At 49.2% G+C, this 18985-nt stretch carries 31 protein-coding genes; 8 read left to right on the top strand and 23 right to left on the bottom strand.

What is annotated here, in order from left to right; translation table 11 throughout:
- Positions 1–6: 6 nt before the first annotated feature.
- The 5 genes from CHL76_RS09290 to CHL76_RS09270 all read right to left on the bottom strand — a co-directional run bounded on the left by CHL76_RS09290 (position 7) and on the right by CHL76_RS09270 (position 1802).
- A complete protein-coding gene (locus CHL76_RS09290; RefSeq protein WP_079476442.1) occupies positions 7–324 on the bottom strand; it encodes a hypothetical protein in 318 nt (105 codons plus the stop codon).
- 83 nt (positions 325–407) lie between these two features.
- Complete coding sequence (locus CHL76_RS09285; protein ID WP_079476441.1) at positions 408–686, bottom strand: hypothetical protein; 279 nt, start codon at positions 684–686, stop codon at positions 408–410.
- 150 nt (positions 687–836) lie between these two features.
- Complete coding sequence (locus tag CHL76_RS09280; RefSeq protein WP_079476440.1) at positions 837–1064, bottom strand: hypothetical protein; 228 nt, start codon at positions 1062–1064, stop codon at positions 837–839.
- A gap of 152 nt (positions 1065–1216) precedes the next feature.
- On the bottom strand, positions 1217–1417 hold the full coding sequence (locus CHL76_RS09275) for a hypothetical protein (protein WP_079476439.1): 201 nt from the start codon (positions 1415–1417) through the stop codon (positions 1217–1219).
- Positions 1418–1448: 31 nt separating this feature from the next.
- Positions 1449–1802 (bottom strand): SpoIIAA family protein, encoded by a 354-nt coding sequence (locus tag CHL76_RS09270; protein WP_079476438.1) that lies wholly within the window; start codon positions 1800–1802, stop codon positions 1449–1451.
- A 155-nt stretch (positions 1803–1957) separates the two neighbouring features.
- Here CHL76_RS09270 and CHL76_RS09265 point away from each other — a divergent pair, with 155 nt between their 5' ends.
- The gene (locus tag CHL76_RS09265; RefSeq protein ID WP_079476437.1) at positions 1958–2392 is read left to right on the top strand and encodes a universal stress protein; all 435 of its coding nucleotides are present in this window, start codon (positions 1958–1960) and stop codon (positions 2390–2392) included.
- A 56-nt stretch (positions 2393–2448) separates the two neighbouring features.
- Here the strand turns inward: CHL76_RS09265 and CHL76_RS09260 are convergent, their stop codons facing one another.
- Positions 2449–3192, bottom strand: a complete 744-nt coding sequence (locus CHL76_RS09260; RefSeq protein ID WP_158219139.1) for a Crp/Fnr family transcriptional regulator — start codon at positions 3190–3192, stop codon at positions 2449–2451.
- Between the two features lie 182 nt (positions 3193–3374).
- Here CHL76_RS09260 and CHL76_RS09255 point away from each other — a divergent pair, with 182 nt between their 5' ends.
- Positions 3375–3998, top strand: coding sequence for a response regulator transcription factor (locus CHL76_RS09255; protein WP_079476435.1), 624 nt, complete (start codon positions 3375–3377; stop codon positions 3996–3998).
- 1 nt (position 3999) lies between these two features.
- Here the strand turns inward: CHL76_RS09255 and CHL76_RS09250 are convergent, their stop codons facing one another.
- The 3 genes from CHL76_RS09250 to CHL76_RS09240 form a co-directional block, all read right to left on the bottom strand.
- Positions 4000–4884, bottom strand: a complete 885-nt coding sequence (locus tag CHL76_RS09250; RefSeq protein ID WP_094908410.1) for a universal stress protein — start codon at positions 4882–4884, stop codon at positions 4000–4002.
- Positions 4885–4929: 45 nt separating this feature from the next.
- Complete coding sequence (locus CHL76_RS09245; RefSeq protein WP_079476433.1) at positions 4930–5253, bottom strand: hypothetical protein; 324 nt, start codon at positions 5251–5253, stop codon at positions 4930–4932.
- Positions 5254–5316: 63 nt separating this feature from the next.
- The gene (locus tag CHL76_RS09240) at positions 5317–5763 is read right to left on the bottom strand and encodes a hypothetical protein (RefSeq protein WP_079476432.1); all 447 of its coding nucleotides are present in this window, start codon (positions 5761–5763) and stop codon (positions 5317–5319) included.
- Positions 5764–5946: 183 nt separating this feature from the next.
- Between CHL76_RS09240 and CHL76_RS09235 the strand changes: the two genes are divergently transcribed.
- Together CHL76_RS09235 and CHL76_RS17190 are read left to right on the top strand one after the other, a co-directional pair.
- Complete coding sequence (locus tag CHL76_RS09235) at positions 5947–6840, top strand: universal stress protein (protein WP_079476431.1); 894 nt, start codon at positions 5947–5949, stop codon at positions 6838–6840.
- A 264-nt stretch (positions 6841–7104) separates the two neighbouring features.
- Positions 7105–8130 carry a thermonuclease family protein gene (locus tag CHL76_RS17190; RefSeq protein ID WP_079476430.1) on the top strand — a complete coding sequence of 342 codons (1026 nt, stop codon included), beginning with the start codon at positions 7105–7107 and terminating at the stop codon, positions 8128–8130.
- A 69-nt stretch (positions 8131–8199) separates the two neighbouring features.
- Here CHL76_RS17190 and CHL76_RS09225 read toward each other — a convergent pair whose 3' ends face one another.
- The 3 genes from CHL76_RS09225 to CHL76_RS09215 form a co-directional block, all read right to left on the bottom strand.
- Positions 8200–8844 carry a C40 family peptidase gene (locus CHL76_RS09225; RefSeq protein WP_079476429.1) on the bottom strand — a complete coding sequence of 215 codons (645 nt, stop codon included), beginning with the start codon at positions 8842–8844 and terminating at the stop codon, positions 8200–8202.
- Positions 8845–8991: 147 nt separating this feature from the next.
- The gene (locus CHL76_RS09220; RefSeq protein ID WP_079476428.1) at positions 8992–9198 is read right to left on the bottom strand and encodes a hypothetical protein; all 207 of its coding nucleotides are present in this window, start codon (positions 9196–9198) and stop codon (positions 8992–8994) included.
- Positions 9199–9290: 92 nt separating this feature from the next.
- A complete protein-coding gene (locus CHL76_RS09215; protein ID WP_079476427.1) occupies positions 9291–9497 on the bottom strand; it encodes a hypothetical protein in 207 nt (68 codons plus the stop codon).
- Positions 9498–9784: 287 nt separating this feature from the next.
- Here CHL76_RS09215 and CHL76_RS09210 point away from each other — a divergent pair, with 287 nt between their 5' ends.
- Positions 9785–10096: a hypothetical protein gene (locus CHL76_RS09210; RefSeq protein WP_079476426.1), complete on the top strand. Its 312-nt coding sequence runs from the start codon at positions 9785–9787 to the stop codon at positions 10094–10096.
- Positions 10097–10134: 38 nt separating this feature from the next.
- Positions 10135–11055 carry a hypothetical protein gene (locus CHL76_RS09205; protein ID WP_094908409.1) on the top strand — a complete coding sequence of 307 codons (921 nt, stop codon included), beginning with the start codon at positions 10135–10137 and terminating at the stop codon, positions 11053–11055.
- 386 nt (positions 11056–11441) lie between these two features.
- Here the strand turns inward: CHL76_RS09205 and CHL76_RS09200 are convergent, their stop codons facing one another.
- From CHL76_RS09200 to CHL76_RS17050, 4 genes are all read right to left on the bottom strand, one after another.
- Positions 11442–11858, bottom strand: coding sequence for a hypothetical protein (locus CHL76_RS09200; RefSeq protein ID WP_094908408.1), 417 nt, complete (start codon positions 11856–11858; stop codon positions 11442–11444).
- Positions 11859–11922: 64 nt separating this feature from the next.
- Positions 11923–12111, bottom strand: coding sequence for a hypothetical protein (locus CHL76_RS09195; RefSeq protein ID WP_094908407.1), 189 nt, complete (start codon positions 12109–12111; stop codon positions 11923–11925).
- Between the two features lie 142 nt (positions 12112–12253).
- Entirely contained in the window at positions 12254–12445 is a 192-nt protein-coding gene (locus CHL76_RS17055) for a hypothetical protein (protein WP_147041503.1), read from the bottom strand.
- Between the two features lie 48 nt (positions 12446–12493).
- A complete protein-coding gene (locus CHL76_RS17050; RefSeq protein ID WP_158219138.1) occupies positions 12494–12631 on the bottom strand; it encodes a hypothetical protein in 138 nt (45 codons plus the stop codon).
- 393 nt (positions 12632–13024) lie between these two features.
- Here CHL76_RS17050 and CHL76_RS09190 point away from each other — a divergent pair, with 393 nt between their 5' ends.
- On the top strand, positions 13025–13576 hold the full coding sequence (locus CHL76_RS09190) for a hypothetical protein (RefSeq protein WP_094908406.1): 552 nt from the start codon (positions 13025–13027) through the stop codon (positions 13574–13576).
- Positions 13577–13695: 119 nt separating this feature from the next.
- On the top strand, positions 13696–14265 hold the full coding sequence (locus CHL76_RS09185) for a DUF4352 domain-containing protein (protein WP_158219137.1): 570 nt from the start codon (positions 13696–13698) through the stop codon (positions 14263–14265).
- A 126-nt stretch (positions 14266–14391) separates the two neighbouring features.
- On the opposite strand, the gene CHL76_RS17045 is transcribed toward CHL76_RS09185, so the two are convergent.
- The 7 genes from CHL76_RS17045 to glnA form a co-directional block, all read right to left on the bottom strand.
- Positions 14392–14541, bottom strand: coding sequence for a hypothetical protein (locus CHL76_RS17045; RefSeq protein WP_158219136.1), 150 nt, complete (start codon positions 14539–14541; stop codon positions 14392–14394).
- Between the two features lies 1 nt (position 14542).
- Positions 14543–15415, bottom strand: coding sequence for a DnaA ATPase domain-containing protein (locus tag CHL76_RS09180; RefSeq protein WP_233133308.1), 873 nt, complete (start codon positions 15413–15415; stop codon positions 14543–14545).
- A complete protein-coding gene (locus tag CHL76_RS09175; RefSeq protein WP_094908403.1) occupies positions 15303–16148 on the bottom strand; it encodes a DnaD domain-containing protein in 846 nt (281 codons plus the stop codon). Before CHL76_RS09175 ends, CHL76_RS09180 begins: the two co-directional genes overlap by 113 nt.
- A gap of 167 nt (positions 16149–16315) precedes the next feature.
- Positions 16316–16555 carry a hypothetical protein gene (locus CHL76_RS09170; RefSeq protein ID WP_094908402.1) on the bottom strand — a complete coding sequence of 80 codons (240 nt, stop codon included), beginning with the start codon at positions 16553–16555 and terminating at the stop codon, positions 16316–16318.
- A gap of 55 nt (positions 16556–16610) precedes the next feature.
- Positions 16611–16748 (bottom strand): hypothetical protein, encoded by a 138-nt coding sequence (locus CHL76_RS17040; protein ID WP_158219135.1) that lies wholly within the window; start codon positions 16746–16748, stop codon positions 16611–16613.
- Positions 16749–16954: 206 nt separating this feature from the next.
- The gene (locus CHL76_RS17035; RefSeq protein WP_158219134.1) at positions 16955–17128 is read right to left on the bottom strand and encodes a hypothetical protein; all 174 of its coding nucleotides are present in this window, start codon (positions 17126–17128) and stop codon (positions 16955–16957) included.
- Between the two features lie 444 nt (positions 17129–17572).
- The gene (gene glnA / locus CHL76_RS09165; protein WP_094908401.1) at positions 17573–18919 is read right to left on the bottom strand and encodes a type I glutamate--ammonia ligase; all 1347 of its coding nucleotides are present in this window, start codon (positions 18917–18919) and stop codon (positions 17573–17575) included.
- Between the last annotated feature and the right edge of the window lie 66 nt (positions 18920–18985).

Below are 18985 nucleotides of genomic sequence, written 5' to 3'. Positions count from 1 at the left end.
CGCTGATCAGTACCCGTTGTCCTCAAATTCCTTCAAAAGATTTTCGTAGGAAGTAATCAACGTCCCGTTTTCCATATCTGCTTCTGTAATAACCATCCGCTGGCGGTCGCCAGGATTATTGTTTTCCAAATAATCGATGCCAATGTCCCACAGCCAGTGCAGCATATCGTCCGCGTCCGGGCGGTGCGGTGATTCCACCGCCTCGTCGGTCATCTGTATAAGCAGCGCCAGGCCGTCGAAATCCAGTATCTCTATGGAATGTGAAGCGTTCAGCGCATTCGGGAAAAACGGGCGGTATTCGGGATGCTCATAATACGTGTCCATAAAAAAATCCTCCTTTCATACTCAGGCGGCAGAGGCGGGCTGCCATTTTTGCCATTGAAAAAGCACCCCGCCCGGGATGCTTATTAGTATTTGCTAATTTTCCCCTGGCCTTTGATGACGATATTTCCTTCTGCTTCTTCGTTATCGGTTTTGGAGGCTTTGCCCTTGCCTTCGTACTCCACCAGAGCGTTATCTTTCATGCGGAATTCGTTTCCCTGATCGGAAAACAGCTCCATGCCGCCGGTGAAATTAATCAGCTCTGCCTGCCATGTATTGTCATCTTCGATCGTTAGTATGCCGCTTTCTATTGGAATTTCTCCTCTTTTATCGCACGTGATAAACTGAAATTCTACTTTTTCCATTTCTCATATGCCTCCTCCGTAAGCTGTAGGATAGTAGGGCTTCGTTCTGCCGTTCTTCCTAATGCTTGTCTTTCCCTGTTCCGGCAGAATTAAAAACCTGAATCATGCTTTTTGGAATTGAGCAGATGTGCCTGACAGCAGCTCGCTCTGCTACAGTTTTTTCGCCCAGACGATCGTATCGTGGACAGCTCTGGCCTCGTGGCGCAGATCGTTGCTTTTTTTCATTCTGTCGATCCTCACAAGTACGGTAGCGGCATGGAGCTTTCCCTCAAACCGCTCCGACAGCTCGTCTGCTACCTTCAGTTCATGGGATTTTCCCCGGTCCTTCAAATAGTCGACAATCAATTTGTCCAACTGCTTTTTCTGCTTTTTATTCACGTCCCTGCCTCCTTTAAAATACGTTTCATGGTCGTTAATCCCTTTTACCCGCTTTTACTGCCGTAGTAATCATTTTGCTGATTAGTTAACATAATTATATTATGGAAATAAACCCATAAAGAGCGCCCCTTTTAAAGAGACGCTTCGGAGCTTTACAGTCGTTCCACGAGGGCGACGACTTCTGCCGCTTCCGTATTTTCTCCAAACATCGTGTACTCAATATCGATCACCCTGAATTTTTCATCCGGCTCCAGAGCCACCGTTTCACCGATGCGGGGAATAAAGCTTGTTCTCTGTTCCTTTCTGATCTCGTTTTCTCCCTGTACAGCTAATTTAACGTTTGCCTCATCCATGCGGAGGAAAGGCTCCTTTCCGTTCGTGATTTTATTGTGCCAGCCATTCGCGTGCCTGCGCCTTTTCCGCCTGCCGGAAATACTTTGTCTCAATTCCGGGCAGGAGCGCCCCAAATGCTTCTGCTGCTTTTATGCCCTGTTCATCACTGACAAACGCCATTTTTTGAAATTCCTTTATGCGCCGCAGCCACTTCAGATCTTCGCCTATTGCCTGAAGCGTCATCCCTTTCCAGTCAGTTACCATCACCAGCAGATGAATCGGGGTGTCGTCCTGCTTGACGGAGTGAAACCATTTACGAAACGTGTCGTAGTCTTCTTCTGTCAATTTCCCGCTTATTTCAATCTCCATGAAATGATCCGTTTCAGCAGCGGTAACGCTCAGCATGTTTAAGCACCTCCCATGCGTATTTACCGGTTGAATTCCCTGCTGCTTCCGGACTTAATCGGCCAATGTGTAATTTACCGTCCCCGGCAACAGGAAAACACCTGTATAAACGAGAAGTAGACAGTATATCCGATAAACTCAGGAGGAGGCAGATTATGCATACAATGAACGTTATTTTGGTTGCTGTAGACGGCTCCAGGGAAGCAGGTCATGCGTTTGAGGCGGCGCTTCCGATTGCCAAAGCCCAGGGATCCCAGCTTGTAATTACCCAGGTGATCAATCAAAATGCCCACCGGCCAATGAGTAACTACGACTCTTCAATTATCGGCGAAGCAGAAAACGAAGCCCGCCAGCGACTCGACCAATACAAAAAGCAGGCGGAGGAATTCGGTGTTATAGACGTTGTGGCTGACATTGAATACGGCTCGCCGAAAATAACGATTCCGAGCGAGGTGGTGCCAAAATACCACGTCGATTTAATCGTGACCGGCGCTACCGGTTTAAACGCCGTCGAAAAACTTTTTCTCGGGAGCGTCTCCGAGCATCTGACAAAAAATGCCGGGTGCAGCGTAATGGTAGTGCGGCCCTAGGTTTTGTAAACGCTAAAAACCCCGGTGCCTGCCGGGGCACCGGGGAATTCAAATTGCTACAGGCGGCATATGTCACTTGAGCAGAGATTGTGCAGCGGGCAGTTGCACTGCCGGCGCAGGTAGAGCATATCGTGAATAACAATGAGGCCGTTCTCATAGGAGAGTACGCCTGCTTTTTTCCATTCGTTCAGGCAGCGGTTCACGCCCTCCCTCGACAGACCGATGTGTTCCCCGAGCTCGGCGTTGGTAAGCTTCAGCTGCAGCACGACAGTACCATTCTCGCGGGCGGCTCCGTATGTCGTGCTGAGCCGGATCAGCGTGGAAGCGAGCGCCCCGTTTTTGCCGTACAGCAGCAGATCCCGGAATTTTGACTGCTCCTTTAGCGTATTGCTGCCCATCCACCGCATCATTTTCAGGGAAAAGGCGCCGGAGTCTCTGATCAGCGCTTCGATTTCCGTTTTTTTGATCACGCCGACGGTGCTGGCGGCGGCAACTTTGGCGGAAAAATCATGGCGCACGGCCTGGAGGCTGCCGTATTCGCCGGCCAGGTCCCCGCGTCCGAGCAGCGTGATCGTCAGTTCCTTTCCGTCGCTCGTGCCTTTTTGGATTTTCACGGTGCCTTCATAGAGAAAATAGAAATAATCCGAAGGGTCTTCTTCTCGATACAGGTACGTGCCGGCCCGTTTATGCGCCAGGTGCGTGCGCGCTTGAAAACGCTCAAATTCTTCAGGAGACAGCAAACTTGCAAAAGATCCGTCCGGGTTTTCGTGCACTGGAAGACTTTGAAGGGGCCTGCCCATTATTTCCATCTCCTTCAATAGTGTTACTATGATACTATCAAAGGGGATTTTCAAAAAATATAAGGGAAAACCCTTAATTATTTTTTCCTGTTTTTTTAACACTTCATGGTTAATTGCCTGGGCAGTAGTTCCCGAAGCGCCTGGCCGTATGAACGTCTAACCATGCATAAGAAGGTGACAGTATGACTGCGATCGTTTTAGTAAGCAGGCGTCCGATTTACCGCAAAGCGTTACGAGCGCTGCTGGACGAAGCTTCTGACTTTACCGTCACCAGGGAAAGCTCCGGCTGGCCGCCTGCAGATGCTTTTCCGCCCAGCAGCCCGCAGACAGTCTGCGTCGTCGATGCCGGTACGATATCACCGACTCCGGCTATCGCGAGCCGCCCTTTACTTCCGGCCGTGTTTTTAGTCTCCGGGGAGGAAACGCCTGCGTTCCTGCAGCAGGTATACGAACGCGCCTCCACCGGGTGCCTGCTGCACACCGATTCCCTTGAAGATTTATACGGGGCTATCCGGGCTGCCGCCCGGCGCACGCGCTACACCTCGGCTTCCTTCCACGCGCTGATGCAGGCCCAGCACCTGCCTGCTTCCGTCCGCAGCCCGAGACGGCTCTCCCCGCGGGAGTGGGAGGTTTTGTACTATATAGCGCTCGGCTACGCCAATAAAGAAATTGCCCATACACTCGTGATCAGTGTGAAAACCGTCGAAGCCCACCGCACCAACCTGATGGAAAAGCTCGCGATGAAAACGAGAAAGGAACTGGTGGAGTACGCCTACCGGGCGGGGCTGATCCATTCCGGAAAATAGCTTACTGCTCTCTGTGCTCGAGCGGCTGCCGCACCACCAGTACGTCACAGATCGCCCGGTGCGCGATACCTTCTGCCACACTTCCAAGCAGCAGTCGCTCCGTTCTGTTCATGCCGGAGGCGCCGCTTACGATCAGGTCAATTTCATGCTGGATGGCATATTCCTGCGGAATAATCAGCTTGGCCGCCCCGTACAGCAGCGACGTCGTTACGTCTGCAACGCCGAGGCGCTCTGCTTCAGCTTTATAGTCCTCCAGCATTTTCCGGTCGTCGTCTTCGATCGTTCTTAGGATACGGGCATTCAGGGAGGTGGAATACAGCAGGTACGAGTTAAACACGTGTACGATAAACAGTTCTGCGCCTGTCTGGAGCGCGAGCTGGATGCCTTTTTCAAATGCCAGGCCCGCTTCCTCGGAGCCGTCCACAGCTACAAGAATTTTTTTGTACCCACCGGCGCTTTCCTTCCGGACGACAAGCACGTCCTCTCTGGCTTTCCGGAGAATGCCGCTCGACACACTCCCCATTACCAGCTTTTCCACGGTGCCCATCCCGGAGGCCCCGGTCACGATCAGGTCAGCGCCAAACTCCGGAGCAAGCTCTCTTGGCACCGTCGACTTGGGAGCGCCGGAGCGCAGCACCGTCTCCACCTTCGTCACGCCCCCGCTTTCGGCTTCAGCTGTAAACTGCTCCAGCATCGCTTCGTTCGTCTTTTTCGTTTCCTCCCAGGCGGATGGAACGTAATACTGAAACGCGCTGAAATCCCGTTCGTTCACCACGTGCGCCAGTACAAGCGTCGCCTCAAACCGGCCGGCAAGCATGACCGCCGTCCGGGCTGCCCGTTTCGCTTCGTCGGACCGGTCCACAGCAGCAAGAATGGTTTTATACATATCGCATCTCCTCTGTACGTTTATTTTCTATTATGTTTTCAGCCTTCAGGATAACGGCAGCTCCGCTTCCGAAAAATAATACGTCACCATGCCGCCCCGGTACGTCCGTTGCACCGTCTCAAAAGGCGCCACCCGCTCAATCCCGACAATTTTAAACGTCCGGTTCCCTACCGTGACAGCGTCCGCAAGCTCCAGGTCGATATTTAAAAGGCCCACCCGGGCATGCTTTCGAACATGTTCTTTCGTACCAATGTAGAGCACTTCCTCCCGGCGGCCAGGCTCGCTGAAAATGTACACAAACCGTATATACTCCTCTTCCCCTGCTGCTGTTGTACTTTCCCCGACATTTTCGTAGTGGTGCTTTTGCATGTGCAACCAGTCCTCCTTTATGTTCCCTCATTCCGCAAACGCTCTCATATTTACCACCAGTGTCTACATGACCCGGAAAATCCGCATCCCCGTCCGCCTCGGCTTCGCGTTCCCGGACGGGAGCGCTGCCTTCGTCGTTAAAGAGTAGTATTTCCGGAAGACGTGCAGCGTCCACTCCTCGAGGGTAAACACCGTCTTCCTGTCTTCGGGGAGCCTGCTGATGAAAGACAGCCCGTAAAAGTACCGCTTCATCTGCGCCGATGCCTGCAGCGACGGGGTATCAAGTGCGATAAAGACGGCGTGGTTCAACGTCCCGGGAAGCGCATGCTCTGTCATTAACGAGTATTCCTGCCACTCATACGTATGAAAGTAGTACACGTAAAAGGGCAGCAGGCAGGCGATTTCCGAATTGCCCTCCGCTTCTTTCGTTAATTCCGGCAGCGTACGCGGCACATCTCCACATTCATTCACCATTTCCTTCCGGGTAATATGCTTTAATCCATCCGTCATACCGAAACTCCTTTGTGCTTTATTTTCACAGCCGCTTCAGGCTGTAATAGTTTTTACTTATAACTGCTTATGAAACCAGTATAAATTGAAAAGTCCCGGTTGGATGTGAGGATCCTCACACGCAGGAAAGAAAAAATGAGCTAAACTATAGGTATACTAAAAAGCCAGAAGGGATTGATTGCAATGACGCTGCATTATGAACGCATCCTCGTGGCCCTCGACGGATCGGAGGAATCGGAATACGCCCTTCAAAAAGGGGTTGAAACCGCCCTCACCTGCGACAGCGCGCTCGCGTTCTGCTACATCATCGATTACCACAATATCCGCGAGCTCCGCCGGGGGTCGCCGGATCTGTTAAGCGCGTCGGAACGTATCGGCACCGATATTTTAAACCGGGCCAAACAAAGCGCTGAAGACCAGGGCGTGAAAAACGTGCTGACGTTTATGAAGGAAGGCCCTCCCAAAGCATTGATTTCCGGCGAAATTGCCCACGAATTCGGAGCTGACCTGATCCTGTCCGGGGGCTCCGGAGCCGGCACGTTTGAAAAGAGGATTTTTGGAAGCGTTGCCGCGAGCATCGTCCGCCATGCCTCCTGCGACGTCTGGATTGTTAAAAACGAAAAGCCGCCGGCGCCGTACCGCTCCGTGCTGATTGCCGTAGACGGCTCCGAGGTGTCTACCAGCGCCCTCTATGCCGGCCTCGACATTGCGAAACGGGAGAAAAGCCGGGTTCAGGTCGTATATGTGCTGAATACGCCGTTTATCTCCTCGGCCGAATACCATACTGAAGATATTATCCAAATGTACCAAGAACGCGGAAAGGACCTGCTTGAGGAATACCGCAGCCTGAGCGTCGGAGCCGGCATTTCCGCCATTGACTTCTCCGTCGAATACGGCGCACCGAAGGTAGTCATTCCAACCGAGGCCGCCAACAAATTCGAAGCGGACCTGATCGTCGCCGGTTCCTCCGGAATGGGACGCGCTGAACGCCTCTTTCTTGGCAGCGTTTCGGAGAGTCTCGTGCGGCGGGCTGCCTGTGACGTGCTGATTGTGCGAAACGACTATCTGCCGAAATAGTATTGGTTCTAGCCCCTGCGCTGCAAAGACGCAGAGGGCTTTTTCACTGTCATTTTATGACATAGGAATTTTCACGCGTGTATTTTTTTTGCAGTTATATTCTGTTGCGCACAGACAACTAAATACACTGTCAGGTTAGTTATTTTCTTTTACTCTGCTTTCTTGTACACTATTACTAATACTAACAACCGCTACTTTTTTCATACATTACGTCCATCTATTTCCTGTTTATATGCTAACCAATTATGCAGCGGGGTGATTCTATTGAAAAAACCATTAACGCTTTTATCCTCCACCCTGGCGCTCACGCTCTTTCTCACAGCATGCAGTGAAGAGCCCGGCCAGGAAAGCGGCAACGAGGCCGCAGAAGAACAAGCGAGCGAGCAACCGGCGGAGAATGAACATACTACAGACCCAAAAGAACAGGCAGAAGAAAATAACGGAAATGCTGATGGACAGGAATCCTCCGGCCGTAAAAATGACGACACGACAGAAGACAATCAGCAACAGGAAGACGCTTCGAACGAGGAAGATGCCAGCAGCACTGAAGAAGCCACCACCGAAAGTACATCGTCCGACAGCAGTGCTGCAACAAAGGAAGACAGCGAAAGTACCGAAGAAGAAGCATCGGCAGACACATCTTCCGCCTCTGATGTTGAAGACACCAACGCGACAGTAACCAACGTCGTCGATGGAGATACAATCGATGTAGAATACGAAGGCGGCGAGGAACGCATCCGCCTCATTCTCGTCGACACTCCGGAAACCAAACACCCGCAGATGGGCGTGCAGCCGTTCGGACCGGAGGCTGCGGAATTTACGACTAGTGAGCTGGACGGCAAAGACGTGCGGCTCGAGCTCGGCGTCGAGGAGCGCGACTATTACGGCCGGCTGCTTGCCTACGTGTTTGTGGACGGGGAAAACTTCAACCAGCAGCTGATTGAGGAAGGACTCGCCCGGGTAGCCGTCTACCCACCAAACACGGAGTACCTCGACGAATTTGAAGCTGCGGAGGCGGACGCACGGTCGGCCGGCATCGGCATCTGGTCGATCGATGATTATGTAACCGACGACGGCTACGAGGAGCAGGACGGTGACGAAGAAACTTCCGAAGATCCCAGTGACTCGGAAGACTCCGGCTCTTCCGGCAGCGAAGAATCCTCTGAAGACGTGTATTATGACAACTGCGGTGCGGCCCGCAATGCAGGGGCCGCCCCGGTCCGCGAAGGTGACCCGGGCTACGGCAGCCATCTCGACCGTGACGGAGACGGCGTCGGCTGCGAAACGTAAATAAAACGAAAAAAGCAGGCCCCGGCAGCGCATGCCGGGCCTGCTTTCTATTGCTGCTGCCGTATTAACTTACCCCTGCGGCAGCACCTCCACGTAGTTTTCATGCGTCGTAATATACGTACCGGAGATGAGCTCAAACAGATCCGAGCGTTCCTTCATTGGCACGCGGCGTTCGATCGTAAACACCTCGCCCTCCGTGACTTTTCCCGCTACGGCACCGCTGTCCCAGGACGGTTCGCTGCGGTAATTCACCTGGCTGGCGACCACCCGCAGCAGGTCTCCTTTTCCGCCTACATTGGTGAGCGGGGCTGCGGTACTGTCGACGACACGCCGTGCCCCGACGTAACGGGACTGCCAGTAGTCGCGTGTCGAATCGGCAAACGCCACGCCGGTGGACCCCTGCGCCCCTAAAAACGTCTGTCCGTCCACGTAAAAGCCGACATGGGTCACTTCATTATGGTTCAGATCCTCTGAGCGGGTGTCCTTCCAGAACAAGAGATCGCCGGTCCGCAGATCCTCCTCCGCAATAGGCGTCCCTGTTTCCGACTGGCTGGCTGCGGTCCGAGGAATAATTTCCCCGGTTACATACTCGATCACGTAGCGGACAAAGCCGCTGCAGTCAAACGTATCCGTGCCGTCGCCGCCGAATTCATACGGCGTGCCGAGATGATCCTCCCCGTACGTAATCAGCTGATGCCCCAATGCTTGTGCCAATGCTCATCATCCTTTCCTGAAGCGAATAGGTGCCGGCTTTTTGCCGCCCTGTACAGTAAAGGAACCCGGGCCTCCTTTTTTACAACCATCCACCGAAAATTTTTTAATCGATGAAAAAAGCACCCGCCCGCAGGCAGATGCTCGCTGTTAAATAAAGTTGACGCTGACGCTGGTTACTTTTTTGCACTCCACTTCGGTGTTGAACCATTCGCTGAAGGCCTCGGACATTTTCAGGTCCTGCTTTTTGCCTTTTTTCAGCTTTTCAATAATTTCATCCACGCTCGGGGTCTCGTTGGACTTCGGCACAATCAGCCGGTCCCCGTCTTCGATGAAAAAGATAATAGATGTATACATAACGATCCCTCCCAAATTTATAACACCGCCACCTATTTTACATTTAATCCGGGGAAACGACCACCGGGGAGAATAAAATTACGCCGGCGCGGTCATATTTGTCCCGCCCGGTGACGGTCCCAGCTGCACACGAACAGCTCCTCCGCATCCCACAGGTCGCTTTCATGATGCCACCCCGACCGGACCGGGGTGAATTTCGCGTAGTACCACTGCGGCCCTTTATGGCGGTTTTGAAGTATCACTTCGCCCCACTGCTGCCTCGCCTCGCTGAATACGCGCGTTCCCGGTTCATAATACATCGCCATCGCCCCTTTACGCTTTATTTTTCCACTGCATGCCCAAAAGGCAGCTTCCGGACACCTTTGACAACCCCCTCCTCGAATTCCCTGTGGTACAATAGGCTTAACAAATCACGGGAGGCAGGACACGATGGCTTCGATAATTGCTGCTTTCATTGTCATTTACATCGGCTGGGTGACTTATGCCAGACAGAAAAAGGAAAAGCAGGACTGACCCCGGAGCTTTGCCGTTTCACGTTGAACATGAACGAAGATACCGTCCCAACAGGTCCAGGAGGGGATGCTCGATGGGAGTCTTTCTGATTAGTGTCGATTTAATCAACAATACGAAAACCAGCAATTATGACAACCTGTTTGATTTGATTACCCAATTGGCCAATCACGATAAAGCAAGACTGGTTACCCGGAACGTCATCGTGTTTGAAAGCCTTCGGGAGGCTGCGGAAATCCGTCAGGCGGTGGATGCGTTATTAAAAGGGTTAAAAATCAGCAACGAAATTTCCAGGTATCATTTCATTATAAGTAAAATCGATGAGCTGGAATTCAAATCGAAGGAAGCATATTTTCTAAAAAAGATAAAACAGGACAATCACCTGTAATTGCAGAGGGGTATGCCGAGTATCCAGGGGGGAATTTCATGCAGAAAAAACATAAATGGCGCCGGCTGCCCGGGTTCCGGTCCGGTGCAAGATGGAAGGCTGTTACGGCTTTCATGGTTTACCTGGGTCTTTTGATTGGTATCGCCGCAGCGTTATTTGCGGGCACCCCAATAAATGACCCCGGCGAGGAGGAAGCTGCCCCTGCAGAAACAGAAGCGGCCAAAGATAATACGGCGCTAAAAAGCTGCAGCGACTTCGAGGACGATCAGCAGCTGTATGCCTACTGGACGGAGCACAAGTTCAGCTCTGAGAATGACCCGGGCGGCCTTGATTCGAATCATGATGGCGTGCCGTGCGCCGTTTTATCCGAAAAGATGGAGGATGAGTTCACGGCATACGAAAAAGAACAAACCGGGGGAGCCTCCGAACTGGACATTCCTTCCTATACGCTGCACAAGGGCGAAAATACTAATTACAATGACACTGTTTATGTAAATTATTATGTGATTCCGGACGCAGCGCCCCCTTCCATTGATGAAACTGTTATCGACACCATCAGTGACGAAGTGATCATGGACATAAAGAAAAAAGAAGAGTTCCATCTGCTGACGATCAACTTTGTCGACGCCAAAGAAGCGATCGATTACGGCGGGTATGTTTACGGGAAAACAGATTACTTTCCTCACGGAGACATTGAGGCGGTCGAAAACGATGAGCCCGGAGACTACAGCAACCACGAAATCGACACAGTGTATGGCTCCATTAATAACGAAGGACTGCCGAAGCAGGAGGAAAACTACCCGACAGACAAAGAACTGGACATGTATTTTTACTGGGCCGGGCCGGCGTACGGGCAAAGTACTGATTCGGGCAACAGCCCGGTGGAAGCCACCGCAGACAAATTCAACGTTTCCAAAGAAACGGTCGAGCAGGCTGTTCAAAAAGCCAGCAATCGTTAACAGCGCCGTCTGCAGCAGACAGAAACTTCTTTTAATATTTTTTATATTATTTCTATCCAAGGACTCATTAATGAATACTGTTCATCCGATAAAGTGCTTGTGGGATGAATATTTCATCCCGCTCCTGAGCCTGGCCCCGTATTCCCCGCGGGGCCCTTTTTTATAACAGGATAGGCTCAATTTGTAAAAAAGGACTATTGCCTCGTGATTTTATGATGAAAGCGCTTTATTATAGAGCATGTACCACTTTTCTCATATCCTCTTCTTGGTGGAAGATGATAGTACATGGCGAAAGCATATCCCCTCAGCTAGCTCTGTGTGCGCACAGAGCCTTTTTTAATTCTACACAAAAAGGCAGCCCGAACAGGACTGCCGGCTTGTACTCACTATTCCAATAGATAGCTTTGAAAGGTATACGCCAGGATTTTGTCCAGATCATTCTGTTCCAGCTCTTTGCCGCCCGGGGCATCAATCCTCCACGTGCTTCCTTCTGTATTCGATAAATACAATGCTTCAAACGGCTTTTCCCCGCCTGCAATTTCCGTGTTATGCCGATTGGTCTGGAAAACGGCTTTTGCAGTGCATTCGCCGGTGGGACTTCTGTCAAATTCCACCCGAAGATTCGTCGGCTCCTCCGCAGTATTGGTGTGATCCTCGCCGCCATATTTATATATGACAGCCGCTCCGTCAGCCGCCTTTGTTTTATTCACAGACACATTATGATCATTTTCGAGCGTATCACTGGAACGGTTCAGTCCTTGTTCGAGCTCCTCTATCTTTGCATTTATTTCTTCCTCGTTCATTTAAATCCCTCCTGCTGCTAGTAGTGGCCACTATAGCCTTTAACCGCCAGGGGGAAACCTCCTTTTAAATGACAAAAATATCCCGATACTCAATAACACCTTGAGGATTGTTATCAATTTTTTTGGCTTTTACGAAACCCTCGGTAATTAATTCGTCGAATGCTGCTTCCTCATTTTTTTCATACAGGCTGAAAGAAACTCCCGGCCCCATCGATTTAACCTTCAGATATAGATCTTTTTTCGTGTTTTCCATCGAACGTCTCCTCTTATTGCGATTTGCGTGCGGATTTTTTCATTGAACTACTCCAATATATATTAGCTTTTCCCCTGATTTTTGTATGGTCTAACTCGATTTTAATGAAAGGCAATCATTTACTGAGCTATCATTTATTCTTTCACCATCGATGCTCACTTCTTAATATGCCGCTTCGCCTTTCTAAAATCACTCTGGCCGGCTTCCAATTAGACATAAAAACCCGCTGCTCGGTTTCGCAGCGGGCATTTCCCGTCTTCTCCCAAATCACGTTGATGATGGGTAATTCGCCCAGGCGGGTGATGATATATTCTTTTTGCCAGTACGTTTTCATGCTTTGAAATTTGACGATAGATACTATTCTAATTTTTTATCATTGCATTTATTTTATAAAGTTCGGCTGCTCCAGTTGCTGCTGCAGCTCCTCCACGCGTTCGGTATATTCATCGTGCGGAACTTCGCCTTTTTCGTACTCTTCCTCCAGCGCCAGTTTCTCTGTAATCAAATGTGCTTTATTCATTTTTATCATCCCTTATTTTATTATGTATTCTTCTGTTCCTTTTTCTAAAGCAAAAACAAACCTCCCCGGCTAATTTAGGTACTAAAGTAGTACAAACGTGCGGGCGTTAGCATATTGTCTCGTAGTGAGTTTTATTAACTTTTCACCGCACATGCTGCATTTCCCGCAGCCATTAAAACATTGCTTGCAAATAATGACCCTCATAGTTTAAAAGAGGCAGTGAATGATGCCTAACTATGTGAAATTACAAGTCCTAATAGATTTCTCAGAGCTTTTTTGCCCTGCAAGAGCGCCTGCCCTAAATAAAGGAATCTATACAAAAAGCATAAAAATATAAATAGTAGTATTATAAAAAATGTATGTTTTATATTTAGGACAACCTGGAGGAATTCGATGCAAAAGAAAATGATGCTGCTCGTAATGGGTGTTTCAATGGGTATTTTTTCCGCGGGCTGTAGTTTGGGAGAGAATGCTTCCCCGGAGGAGGAGAACAACGAGCAGGAAACCTCTGAAGAACCATACAGTAATAATACAGAGGAAAGCTCTGCCCCGGAGGAATCAGTGGCCCAGCCTCCTGAAGAAAGCGATTTCGACGAGAATTTAAAGAACGCAGCTGAGCCGTATTACGAGGGGATGCAAGAAAACACCCCTATCGTGGTAGAGGGAAAGATCACTCATGAATATTCGCCCGGCGAGAATTTTAACCCTTACGACGAACGCGTTTATAGAATGTATGCACCTTCAGGGGAGAAAAATACTTTTTTAGTCACAGCCCCAGAGGACAGCTACCTGAAGGTGGGGTTAACCATAGCGGTGTACGGCGGCTTCGATGGTTTTGCTCCTAATACGGAAGTCCCGCTGGTTTTGGGAGACGTTGCGGAGGATAGTGATATTGAGGTTGAAAACGAGCCGGCGCAGGACAGCCAGCTTGAAACGTCAGAATAAAGAATATTGAGTAAAAAGTATTATAACGTGTGAAAAAAGTATGAAAAAATAATTGCCAATTGATAGTGCCAATGGTAAAATTAACCTCGTTTCATTACATATGTAGGAGGTTCAATTTTATGGGAAAAATGTTTAAAGGCTGTTTGACAGGCATCGGCGCCCTCGTCTTGGTGGTCATTATTATTATGATCATTGTGATGGCTACTGGCGGAGACGGAGAGGAATCGTCTGGCGACAGCAGTAACAATGAAGGTTCTTCAGAAGAAAGTAACGCGTCGGAAGACGGAGATTCTGAGGAAGAAACGTATGGCACCGGTGAGGAAGTTCAGGTTGGAGAAGTGACTTATGTCATTAATGGCATGGAAACTGCATCATCTGCAGGTATCGAAGGCTTAGAAGAAGAAGCTAGTGGCATTTATATTGTTCTCGACGTTGAAGTAACAAACAATGGAAATGAAGCTATTACCATGGGGTCTTCATACATTAAGTTACTTAATGGTGATAACACATATGAGGCTGATGACTTTAACTCAGAACTTTTTGTTGAAGAAATTAACCCGGATTCTACTGCTACTGGTGATGTTGTCTTTGATGTGAATGAAGATGTAGCGGAGGCCGAAGGTTTGCAGGCGCAGGTCCAAGAAGGAGCATTTGGAAGCAACTCTGCCAAGGTTAACTTAAACGAATAAAAATTGCGTTGTTTTATAGACGCAAAATAACCCGACTTATGAGTGCTGAAGAAAAGCCGCTTATAATTCGGGTTTTTATTTTCAAAAATAAATTTCTATGTATACCAAATTTCTATGGTCATGATTTCATCCTTCCGCCACCAACTTCTGCCTTTTAAATTTCCGTTCCGCTTCTTTAAAGCGCTCCAAGTTCCTTTGCACTCGCTCCATTCGCAGCTGTTCTTCCGCTTCGTTCAATCTTCTTCCCTGCATTACTACCCCGCACGCTGGCACCATTTTAATACACTCCTTTGAGTCGGTAGTTTAAGTCGTTTTTCGGCCCGGTGATCGTCACCAGGAAGGATTTACACATCTGCACGATTCGGGACGCGAGCGCGTCATCCACCTCCACGAGCTCTTCCATGATCAGCTCGGTGGAAACGAGAATCGGCAGGTGATTTAGATACCGGTGATTAATCACGGCGTACATCTGCTCAATCTGCCAGGCCGTCGCCCGCGGCACCCGCTCGTGCCCGTCTTTCGTCCACTGCTTCACCGGCTTGAACAAATCATCGATAAACAGCACATCCGCCTTTTTCATGCGCTCCATTTTCCGCTCCAAAAGATTAAAGTCGTCCCGCAGGTCGTTGAACCCTTCCACGTAAGGAAAATACTGGACGGAAACACCCTGCTGCTGTCCGACCTCGTCCTCGAGCTTTTTACGCTGCATCAGGTTGTTGCTGAGCGCCGTCAAAATATGCGTTTTACCACAGCCCGGAACCCCCATGATCAGCATGCTGTTCTCCCGATGCTTCCGGAGCTCCTGGTAAGTGCTGTAGTAGGCGAGCGCGGCTTCTTTCATACTCGCTACCTGCGGATCCACGTTATCGGTCTGAAACTGCCCGAAGGTGACGTTCCGGAAGCTTTCGGTAATCTCACTGAATTGAAGCAGCCGCTGCGTCCGGCGCTCGCGAATGCACGGGCAGATGACCCATTTTTCGACTCCCTCCACCTTTTCCAGCCAGCCGGTCTGGTCTTTACATACCGGACACTGGTAATCAGCTTCCCGGCCGGTACCATCCGTTACCGAGAGTGGATTGCTTTTCATTTCCGCTGATTTCTTTTCGAGACTGGCGAGTACCTCTTGCATGCCTTTGGCTGCTTCTTCCATGTCGGCGTGCCTCCTTCTGCTGTTTTTTCGTTTTTTCGTAGTTCTCTACATCATCAAGTGTGCGACATCCGAACCGCTGCCAATCATTCAGGATCTGCTCAGCGTATTTCAGGCTGCGTCCGCCCTGAAGAATGGTGATCTCTAAGGCCCGAAGCACAATCTCCGGGGAAAGCGCCTCACACCAATCATCCAGCCGCTCCCGGTGATAGGCTGTCATTATTCCGCTAAAATTCTCTTCGTAAAACGGAACAACGCTGACGAAGGCCTGTCGACTACTGTTTAATTCATTTGTGGAATTCAACTGCAAATCATCTGTTATGGAATCCGACACTTTGTCCGAATCCGGGTTAGTGACAGACTGTTCGGATGGATTTGCACATTTTGCCGTAATGGAAGCAAGCATTTTGTCGTAATCCAGCGCATAGTGCAGCGTTGGTGCCCCGTTCGCCTTTTTCAGCTTGGTGGTGACCAGCTCTTTGTTGACCAGCTTATCGATCGACCCTTTGATTTTGCGCCGGGTTAATCCAGTTTCTTCTTCCCATTCCCCGTAGCTTTTATAAAAGAAGCCGTCGGTACGCTTCGTTTTGTCAGCGTAGAACACAAGCTGATTTAAAACGAGCGCCGTATTCAGATCGCCCTCCAAATATTCGATAAAGATACGCGGCACCGTGATGATGCTGTCCTGCCCGCTCATTTTCTTCATGATGGCCCGCAGTTCCTGATGCTTGCTCACGCTTTTCACCTCTTTATAAATTTCAGAGAAAACGTTTATTTTTCGTCTTCCCCATGTTGTATATTGTCTGGAAGGTTCATTTCGGGGGATGAAAAATTATTATGTAAGGTGAACTTTTTTATAGCTGCTTCATAAAACCTTCCTGCAATTGAACATAAAAAAACCCACTACTCGGTTTCGCAGCGGGCGTCTCCTGCCTTTTTCCACATCGCGTCGATGATGGGTAATTCGCTCAGGCGGGTGATGATATATTCTTTTTGACGGTACGTTTGAATGCTGTGAAATAATTCCTCTTCGGTATCAAACGAGTAAATATCTTCTCCGTAACACGCATTGACGATTTCCTTGTACGCTCCAATGAGAATTTCATTGGTTTTTCCGCGTTTAATGTAAGCAAAGTTGCTCATTTTATCACCTTCTGCTTACACACTACCATAGTATTCTAACTTTTCATAATTACATTTATTTTACAAAGTTCGGCTTCTCCAGCTGTTGCTGCAGCTCCTCCACACGCTCGGTGTATTCATCGTGCGGAACCTCACCTTTATCGTACTCTTCCTCCAGCGCCAGTTTCTCCGTAATCAAATGTGCTTTATTCATTTTTTATCATCCCTTATTTTTTTATGTATCCTTCTCTACCTCTTTATACAGGGGAAGCAAACGTCTAAATGCGTATTTGGGATGAAAGTCATGTAAAAAACAATGGGCACACTAAGACTTATAAATTCTTTGCTAATTTTATGTTTTATGGAGAATTTCCTCAACGCATAAAAAGTTCTCCAAAGCGTTACAATTATAATAGTGACTTATATCTTTACAAAGCCTGGTAAATGAACTCCTTCTTCCATGATTGGGATCACAGCTAATGACGTTTCTTCTTTTGTGAGCACTACAGAGTTGCCGTTAAACCTCGTTACCTCATATACTTTTCCACTGTCCCTATCGCGGTACGTATCTCCTACTTGAATTTTTTCTGTCATTTTAATCCCCCCTAAGGTAATAGTCTTGCCATTCTATAAGTTTAACTTTCGTTAATTCTAGAAGATTTCCTTCTATTTTTTTACATTAATTTATAAAAAAGGATGACCATAAAAGCGTAAGGTTACCAATAAGCAGCTGCATCCCCCTTCAATCAACTGAGGCACGTTTAATTTCTCCCTCCGTCAGTTGCTGCTTCTTCTCCTGCCGTTTCTTTTTCATAAATACCTCTTAACAAAAAAGGAAGACATCAAATCACAGCGTTGTGTCGTCGTTCAATGTCCTCCAGTGGGCTGGTAGAATTTCACCTTATAGTTTTTCAATTTCTTGAGTTATATTTTGTTCAAGTTCTTTACGTCTTGTAATTAGGGACGTTTTATAAAATGAAAATATAATATAAAACACAAAAACCCTCCAACCATTGTGGCTGAAGGGTTTTCTCGATTTTAGTACGTGGACAGGAACTGTTCGCGTTCCCAAGGGTGTACCTGGCTGCGGAACATGTCCCACTCGATTTCTTTTGCTTCGGCGAAGTGCTCGATGGCGTGCGGGCCAATCGCGTTAACAAGAACTTCGTCGTTCAGCAGGTGCTGAAGCGCTTCGTTCAAGTCTGCCGGAAGGTCCTCGATGCCGAGTTCTTCGCGTTCTGCTTTTTCCATCACATAGATGTTGCGGTCTGTCGGCTCTGGAGCCTCGAGCTTCCGCTTGACGCCGTCCAGGCCGGCTGCGAGCATTGCTGCAATCGCAAGGTACGGGTTCGCTGCCGGGTCCGGGCTGCGCGTTTCGATACGCGTGCTCATGCCGCGGGAGGACGGGATACGTACGAGCGGGCTGCGGTTACGCAGGGACCACGCCACGTATACTGGTGCTTCGTAGCCTGGCACAAGACGCTTGTAGGAGTTGACGATCGGGTTCGTCAGCGCCGTGAACGCCTTCGCGTGCTCAAGAGTACCTGCTAAGAACTGCATAGCCGTTGTGCTCAGCTGGGAATCGGTCTTCTTGTCGTAGAACGCGTTCTCTTTGCCTTTGAACAGGGACATGTTGCAGTGCATGCCGGAGCCGTTTACGCCGAACAATGGCTTTGGCATAAAGGTGGCGTGCAGGCCGTGCTTCCGCGCGATCGTTTTAACAACGAGCTTAAACGTCTGGATGTTGTCGCAAGCCGTGATAGCGTCTGCGTATTTGAAGTCGATTTCATGCTGTCCCGGCGCCACTTCGTGGTGGGAAGCTTCGATTTCAAATCCCATGTCTTCAAGCTCAAGCACGATATCGCGGCGGCAGTTTTCGCCGAGGTCAGTCGGCGCAAGGTCAAAGTAACCGCCTTTGTCATTCAGGGTGGTAGTCGGCTCGCCTTTTTCATCGTTTTTGAAAAGGAAGAATTCAGGCTCCGGTCCAATATTGAAGTCGGTGAAGCCTAATTTCTCTGCTTCTTTAAGTACACGCTTCAAAATACCGCGAGGGTCGCCCTCAAATGGTGTTGGGTCCTGGCCAGGCTTGCCCGGCTCATATATGTCACAAATTAAACGTGCGACTTTGCCTTTTTCCGGCGTCCATGGGAAAACGATCCAGGTATCAAGATCCGGGAAGAGGTACATATCGGATTCTTCAATACGCACAAAGCCTTCAATGGAAGAACCGTCGAACATCATCAGGTTGTCCAGTGCTTTATCCAGCTGATCCACCGGAATTTCTACGTTTTTAATAATTCCTTGCAAGTCAGTAAACTGAAGACGGATAAACTTAACGTTTTCCTCTTCTGCAAACTTTAAAATGTCTTTTCTCGTGTTTGCCATGTTAATTGTGACTCCTCTCTAAAACTGGAATAGTGAATTATTAGATCTTTCCCCCGGCCGCAGCCG

The organism is Marinococcus halophilus (assembly GCF_002265875.1).
In the GTDB taxonomy this organism is placed as follows: Bacteria; Bacillota; Bacilli; order Bacillales; family Marinococcaceae; genus Marinococcus; species Marinococcus halophilus.
This window is presented reverse-complemented; position numbering and strand designations above follow the sequence as displayed.